The following is a 7,296-nucleotide window of genomic DNA, read 5'->3' as shown; positions in this document are numbered from 1 at the left end:
GAGTAAATTAAAAACTGCGCCGCCTGATAAGAAATATGAAGCCAGGCAAACGCTAGCCAAGCCGTTGCTCGCGCAATTCAAAAGCTGGTTGGATAAATCAAGCGAGAGTGTCACGAAAGAAAGTTTACTGGGAGCGGCTATTACGTATAGCCTGAATCAGTGGCCCAAGCTTGTCCGCTATCTGGATGATGGCTGTCTGAATATCGACAACAATCGTGCGGAGCGCGCCATCAAACCGTTCGTGATTGGCCGCAAGGCGTGGTTGTTCGCCAATACCAAGACGGGAGCACAAGCCAGTGCGGCACTGTACAGCCTGGTCGAGACCTCAAAAATCAACGGACTGGAGCCGTATGATTACCTATGCCGCTTATTAACCGAGCTACCCAAAGCCAACACCCAAGAGAAACTACAGCAACTCCTGCCTTACTGATCACCCGCCACACCGCAAGGTGTGGTTGGCGTTACGCTTACTGTATATTGGTGATTCCACGTATGGCCGCATTCATGACGGTACCTTTCTTACTAATGCTTACTCTCGCTGTTTAATTATGGAGTATTTCGCAACTCTAGGGATCGTCGACATAGCTTACGTAACGCCGGAGGGCGCTCAAGATAATTACTATGACCGTTGGGGGCAATATGACCTAGATTATTTGTCCATTTATGATGGTTTAAAATATATCAGGCTTACAAAGCTCGGAGCCTATGTGCTTGGAGTGGTTGATACCTACATCGATGTATCCGAATCAACGAAAACATCGATCGCATTATTGCCGAAGTATCGTGTTCAGTTTATGCAGCCACCCACTACAAGTGAGCGAGTATTTCTTACTAATTATGCGGATGAAGCTACCGACCAAGTCTGGCAGCTATGCACAAGCAAGATACTCTCACACCTCGAAAATGGTGGTGACTTAGAAGAAATACAATCTTTCCTATCTGAAAGAGATGAACAACCATATTTCCCGACTCAAATTGAGCACCTCTTCAAAACGTTAGAGAGCAATAAGAATGCAGTACGATTAGAGGGGCGTTTTTTACTTTTGAAATGCGATACCGAGTCGATAGCAAAGAACATAGCGTCAGCACCTAAATTACAGAAATTGTGCCAACGCGTAGGAAAAGACCAGTTAATTATCCCAGAGGGCAAAGAATCGTTGTTTAGACAATTAGTTCATGAACTTGCCTATGCTATGCCCATACAGTCATAGTTTTCAATGTAAGGGCAAAGTTTTTTGCCCTGTAAGCGATCATTTTAGAGGTGAATTACTCAATTTCATTCACACCTGATGTTGAAGAACTAGCAGTGGTTTTCTTTTTTCGTTGAAATAGTGTTGGTTCGTCCGCGGTCTTTCGCTACGGGACAAAAGCAACCTAGAAATAAAGGTAAGAATTTACCGACAGTTCCAAATCGAGTAACGTGAATGTATTTTCAGTTTACCCCAAAGTGCAAGTGAGGCAGTGGTCGTATGATATCGATCTCATCTACAAATGTAGCATTAGCAAACATACTTGAAAAAAACAGGCTGTATTCGGTTAGCGTTCTCGGCTCTAACAGCAAGACAATTAAATTGCCTAGTCCGAACTCCGCTTTAAATGTTGAACTAGTTGAAGACTACTTCCACTGGGCTGAGCAAGAGAGTGAAGATGGCTTAGAGGATAATGCATGGAGCTATATATCTCGTTGGGTCGAAACACACCAGAAAGTTATCCAAGTAACTCAGGATGATGGCCTCATTGACGTCTCTGTCATAGACGCGCCACTTGACGCCTACAGCGGTGGAGCCATTTTGTATGCCAATAAAAAAGATGCAATGAATCATTGCTCTGTACACCTTGAATTTGCTTCGGAGTATATATGTGAGATAGAGAGTGTGTTGGCCTGATTTCATACGGTTGCTTACGAACTAAATAGCGGAGCTAAGGGACAAAAGCGAGCTAGAAAAAAACCAGCGCAAGTAGCACTGGTTTGGCAATAGAGCGTTAGTTATTTAGTAAACTGTACGGTAGGGAGGACAATTCTTGGTAGTCTCATGCGTTCGCATTGGGAGCTTAAGTATTCGCGCCAGTATGGCCAAACATGGTAACTAGCATTTTTCAATGAGAACTCATCGATGCATTCTTGTTCTAAATGAGAATTTATTCTATATTCCGCTATAAAATCGCTTTCAATAGCGGCTTTGATATCTGGCTCGCTGGCATCATCAGATGGTACTACCCATCGTGTACCAAGGCGCACGAAGACACGAAGTAGTTCACCGTCACCTTCAACCTGAATAGTTTCACTCTTATGAACGACGTGCATTTGTTGGATGTGTAGATCTTCCATCTCACTATATGATTTAGGATCAAAGTCATCAGCACAAAATGATCTTGAACTTTTCTGGTACACATCTTCAATTACTAGAGTTTCAATGGCTTTCTGTAATTGGTTATTATTTTTAGTAGCCATAATTCGCCTCTAAACCAAACTCATGTTGGGACACAATGTGAGTTCGCTTGATATTTGATTTTTCGTGGAAATTGACAACTGCTACTGTAGTCCACTCGGCATCGATTTTGCGCTTAACGCCAGCATCAGCCATTAGTTTATCAAGAGAAGCTGGTACATCACGAGCGATTCTGATTAATCTATCCATCGCTTCGGATTGCATAACGTCATCAGATTCGTATTTTGAGAATGCTACTGGACCACCGCCAAATATTTTTGCAGCATCTTCTTGACTGAAATTCCAGCCTTTACGAAGTTCTCTCACTTCCATGCCTGTCAAAAGACCTTGAACTTGCTTTTTGAAGGCAATCATTGCACGTTTGTTTACGCGTGCATCGGCTGCTGTAGCTTGTTCACTCCCACAAGCATCGCAGGTTGAGAATTGGCTGACAATTTTACCTTTATGACCCATGTGATCTACATGGATCATTTCCTGCTCAGCGCTCAAGTGGCCTTCTTCGCAGATTGGACAAATTTTAGTTGCCATTTTTTAGCCCTTATTGCGAAACATGACAAGATACAAGTAAAAGAATCTTACCTGTCTTACCAATCGCAAACTTTACATAATAGTTACAGCTCATGTACTTGTAAGCGTACTCCATCCACTCTTCTCTTTGTAGACGGTAGCTATCACAAGCCGCCCAAGGACCTGTTGGTTTCTGTACACACCATTCAGATTTTAAGTATTGCCCTTGTGTTATCGCTTGTTTCAATAATTCGTTAATATCGTCGGTATCTAATGCAAGTTTTTGGATATCTGTTTTGCATTGTCGTGTCCAAGGAATAGCTGTATTACCTTCAGATTCAAGAATCTTAAGGACGCATTCTATTTCATACAATGGACCGTCTATGTTAATACGCCCGGTTGTTGTGCCTTTGGGTGGATCTTGCTTAAAAGCACTAACGTTGCGCTGATTATTTACCATTATGGTAAGTTTTTCCAGTTATTTTTATGATATTTACACTTTCTAGTCTTAGAAATGCGGCGTTTTTAGGTAATCAATCATACATGGCATATCGCAAGAGAAGCAATGACGGCGGGGACGTCTGTTTAAATATGGCAAAATGTAAGTTGTACTACGTCTCACAACTCTCCGAAATCCTCAGTGCATCTTCAATTTCAACACCAAGGTATTCAATCGTGCTTTCTAATTTAGCATGACCCAGAAGTAACTGAATAGCCCTAAGGTTCTTGGTTTTAGCATAGATCAAAGAAACCTTAGTTCTGCGCAGTGAATGAGTGCCGTATTGCGTTTTATCTAGACCAATATCAGTAACCCAACGGTTAACTATAGTGGTGTAGTAATGGTACGAGATAGGTTGCCCTTCACGTCGTGGACTAGGGAATAGATAGTCTGTTGGTGCTAATCCGTTTTGAATTATCCACTGTGACAAGGTTTGTTGTGTCTTGGGCGTGATTTCGAAATGTACTTCCTGCTGCGTTTTCTGTTGTTTAACAATGGTTCTCGACATCACACAACCACTACGGCTAACGTCTTGTACCTTTAGGTTACGCAAGTCACATGCTCTGAGTTTGCTATCGATGGCAAGGTTAAACAGCGCCAACTCAAACAATCGCTCTTCTAACTCAAGTCGAATACGGATACGCCAAATATCCTCCAATTTAAATGCTTTCTTCTGACCTACACGTTTTCCTTTATTCCAAGCTTCCATAATGAGCACCTTACTTCATAAAAATGTTCTTTAAGTAAGGCATAAATCAAAGACAATGCGACATCTAATGATATGATTGAAATAATATTTCTAAACAAGAAAACTTATTATGAAACAAACAGAACAACAGTTTTTGAAAGAGCTTGAATCAAAGCTATGGAATGCCGCTGATAAACTACGTTCAACCTTAGATGCCGCGCAATATAAACACGCTGTGCTTGGGCTTATCTTTGTCAAATATGTATCGGATGCGTTCACTTTACGCCAAGAAGAAATCAAAGCGGATTTGGCTAACCCTGAAAATGAATATTACTTAGATCCAAGCGACTACTCAGCAGAAGAGCTTGCCGAAGAAATTCAAATCGAACTGGAACAACGTGATTACTACACCGAGAAAAACGTGTTCTGGTTGCCGCAAGAATCGCGTTGGCAGTTTTTGCAAGATAACGGCCCATTAGTGATTGGTGGAGCGGATTTACAGATTGGCGACAAAACGAAGAAAATCACCTCAGTCGGTCACTTAATTGATAACGCATTAGAAGGCATTGAGCGTGATAATCCAAAGCTTAAAGGTGTACTGAACAAATCCTATTCTGCGCTACGTATCGACCAAGCCAAACTTAATGAGCTGATTAACCTGATCGCGACCATTCCTTTTGATCATGCCTCGCTCAACAGCAAAGACATCTTAGGCCATGTGTATGAATATATGCTGGGTCAATTTGCGTTAGCAGAAGGCAAAAAAGGCGGTCAGTTCTACACGCCAGCGTCTATCGTCACCTTAATTGTTGAAATGATTGAACCGTTCGAAGGGCGTGTGTATGACCCGGCAATGGGTTCTGGCGGTTTCTTTGTGCAATCGGAAAAATTCATCGAGCGTCATGCCCATGAAAAACAAGTCGATCCGTTAACGCAAAAATCACGTATTTCGATTTACGGTCAAGAATACAACCACACCACATGGCAGTTAGCAGCAATGAACATGGCGATCCGTGGTTTGGACTATGACTTCGGCAAAGAGCCAGCCAGCACTTACACCAATGTTCAGCATCCAGATTTACGTGCTGATTTCATCATGGCAAACCCACCGTTTAACATGAAAGAGTGGAATACCGGCGTTGATGAAAACGATCCGCGCTTTAAATACGGTATGCCACCGGCAGGCAATGCTAACTTTGCTTGGATGCAACACATGCTTCATCACCTTGCACCAGATGGCTCTCAAGCTCTATTACTCGCCAATGGTTCAATGAGTTCAACCACCAATAACGAAGGTGCTATTCGTCAAAAGCTAATTAAAGAAGATTTGATTGAATGTATGGTCGCGCTTCCGGGGCAACTGTTCACCAACACTCAAATCCCAGCCTGCATCTGGTTCTTAACCAAAAACAAAACAGCTCGTAATGACAAAGCAGGCCGAAAACTGCGTGATCGTAAAGGCGAAGTGCTGTTTATTGATGCGCGTAACCTTGGCTATATGAAAGACCGTGTGCTTCGAGATTTCACCCAAGATGATATCCAGAAAGTCGCTGACCTATACCATGCATGGAAAACGGGTGCGGAAGTAAATGGTATCGCTTATGAAGACCAAGCAGGCTTCTGCAAATCCGCAACTTTGGCAGAGATTAAGAAACACGATTTTGTACTCACTCCGGGACGTTACGTTGGCGCGACTGAAGAGCTAGATGACGGCATTCCATTTGGTGAGAAGATGGCAGCACTAACCGCTAAGTTGAGCGAGCAGTTTGCAGAGTCAGCAACGCTTGAAGCCGAGATCAAGAAGAACTTAGTGGGGTTAGGCTATGAGCTGTGATTGGGGCCGTGTACCTCTAAGTTCTTTAGGGAAAATCGTAACGGGTAAAACACCACCATCTAAAGTTATCGATGCTTTTGTCAATGGAAGTGTGCCTTTTGTAACGCCAAGGGATCTAGATGATAGAAAATGGATAAAAACGACAGAAAGGTATCTCAGCAATACAGGATTGGAGTCAGTTAAAGGCAATATAGTTCCAGCACACAGTGTCGCTGTATCGTGCATTGGTTCCGATATGGGGAAAGCTAGGTTGCTTTCAGTTAAATCTGTTACAAATCAGCAGATTAATACTATCTTAGTAAATTCAGAATTACATAATCCTGAATATATCTATTATGTATTGTCGACTAAACAGCAAAGCTTGAAAGATATTGCGGGTGGTTCTGCTACACCTATTTTAAATAAAAGCCACTTCGGTCAGTTTGAAATTGACCTGCCCTCCAAGGGTTATCAAGATGCAGTCGTTGATGTGTTACGAGGCTTGGATAGTAAAATAGAAATCAATACGCAAACCAACCAAACCCTAGAACAAATGGCACAAGCTATTTTCAAATCATGGTTTGTTGATTTTGATCCCGTCAAAGCTAAAATGCGTGGCGAACAACCCGAAGGAATGGATGAAGCCACTGCCTCGCTATTCCCAGAAAAGCTCGTTGAGTCTGAGTTGGGTTTGATACCTGAGGGTTGGGAAGTCGAAACTCTAGATAGTCACACATCGATGATCATCGACCATCGCGGAAAAACACCTAAAAAACTCGGTAGTGATTGGGTTGAAGAGGGCTATCCTGCAATCTCAGCAAAAAATATTAAGTCTAAGAAGATTGTTCGACCAGATACAATCCGATTTCTTGATGAAGCTACGTACAAGAAATGGATGAAAGTGCCTCTTATCAAAGGCGACATCATCATGACATCTGAAGCGCCGATGGGCGAGCTGTATTTCTTTGATGGGTCAAGAGATTTTTGTTTAAGCCAACGATTATATGGGCTTAGAGCAAACCCTGAAGTTTGCAATCCAGTGTTTTTATTTAACTGGCTACAAACAACTCAAGCAAAGGCAGATATGGAAGGTCGAGCTTCAGGCTCTACAGTCTTAGGCATCAAGCAGGCTGAATTGCGCAAGGTTAAGATCTTAACACCACCTAAAAACATTCTAGATAAATATAGCTCTATTGCGAGCAACCTAATTGATATGACAGCAAAGAATAATGCACAAAATATTAGTCTAGAAGAATTGCGCGACACCTTACTTCCTAAATTACTTTCGGGCGAAATCGAGTTAGCTGAGAAACAAGAGAACTAGTTATAAATTGAGTAT

Annotated in this window: 9 protein-coding genes; 5 read left to right on the top strand and 4 right to left on the bottom strand. The window is 42.3% G+C overall.

All coding sequences use genetic code 11. The features are described from left to right. The 3 genes from L5M49_RS22685 to L5M49_RS22675 form a co-directional block, all read left to right on the top strand. On the top strand, positions 1-430 hold a 430-nt coding region (locus L5M49_RS22685; protein ID WP_263266867.1), incomplete at its 5' end, for an IS66 family transposase. Positions 431-455: 25 nt separating this feature from the next. Further along, entirely contained in the window at positions 456-1,211 is a 756-nt protein-coding gene (locus L5M49_RS22680; protein ID WP_259565174.1) for a hypothetical protein, read from the top strand. 258 nt (positions 1,212-1,469) lie between these two features. Beyond that, complete coding sequence (locus L5M49_RS22675) at positions 1,470-1,886, top strand: hypothetical protein (RefSeq protein WP_115407253.1); 417 nt, start codon at positions 1,470-1,472, stop codon at positions 1,884-1,886. Between the two features lie 101 nt (positions 1,887-1,987). Here the strand turns inward: L5M49_RS22675 and L5M49_RS22670 are convergent, their stop codons facing one another. The 4 genes from L5M49_RS22670 to L5M49_RS22655 form a co-directional block, all read right to left on the bottom strand. Next, entirely contained in the window at positions 1,988-2,452 is a 465-nt protein-coding gene (locus L5M49_RS22670) for a hypothetical protein (protein WP_259565173.1), read from the bottom strand. After that, entirely contained in the window at positions 2,442-2,978 is a 537-nt protein-coding gene (locus L5M49_RS22665) for a type II toxin-antitoxin system MqsA family antitoxin (RefSeq protein ID WP_259565172.1), read from the bottom strand. Before L5M49_RS22665 ends, L5M49_RS22670 begins: the two co-directional genes overlap by 11 nt. Positions 2,979-2,988: 10 nt before the next feature. After that, positions 2,989-3,417, bottom strand: a complete 429-nt coding sequence (locus L5M49_RS22660) for a hypothetical protein (RefSeq protein ID WP_259565171.1) — start codon at positions 3,415-3,417, stop codon at positions 2,989-2,991. A 151-nt stretch (positions 3,418-3,568) separates the two neighbouring features. Beyond that, positions 3,569-4,165 carry a tyrosine-type recombinase/integrase gene (locus L5M49_RS22655; RefSeq protein WP_259565169.1) on the bottom strand — a complete coding sequence of 199 codons (597 nt, stop codon included), beginning with the start codon at positions 4,163-4,165 and terminating at the stop codon, positions 3,569-3,571. A gap of 109 nt (positions 4,166-4,274) precedes the next feature. Here L5M49_RS22655 and L5M49_RS22650 point away from each other — a divergent pair, with 109 nt between their 5' ends. Beyond that, positions 4,275-5,978: a type I restriction-modification system subunit M gene (locus L5M49_RS22650; protein ID WP_259565168.1), complete on the top strand. Its 1,704-nt coding sequence runs from the start codon at positions 4,275-4,277 to the stop codon at positions 5,976-5,978. After that, positions 5,968-7,281 (top strand): restriction endonuclease subunit S, encoded by a 1,314-nt coding sequence (locus tag L5M49_RS22645; RefSeq protein ID WP_259565167.1) that lies wholly within the window; start codon positions 5,968-5,970, stop codon positions 7,279-7,281. Before L5M49_RS22650 ends, L5M49_RS22645 begins: the two co-directional genes overlap by 11 nt. Positions 7,282-7,296 lie beyond the last annotated feature (15 nt).

Source organism: Shewanella sp. SM74 (genome assembly GCF_025653725.1).
Taxonomy (GTDB): domain Bacteria; phylum Pseudomonadota; class Gammaproteobacteria; order Enterobacterales; family Shewanellaceae; genus Shewanella; species Shewanella oncorhynchi.
Note: the sequence above shows the minus strand (reverse complement) of the source record. Positions and strands in the feature narration are given on the sequence as shown.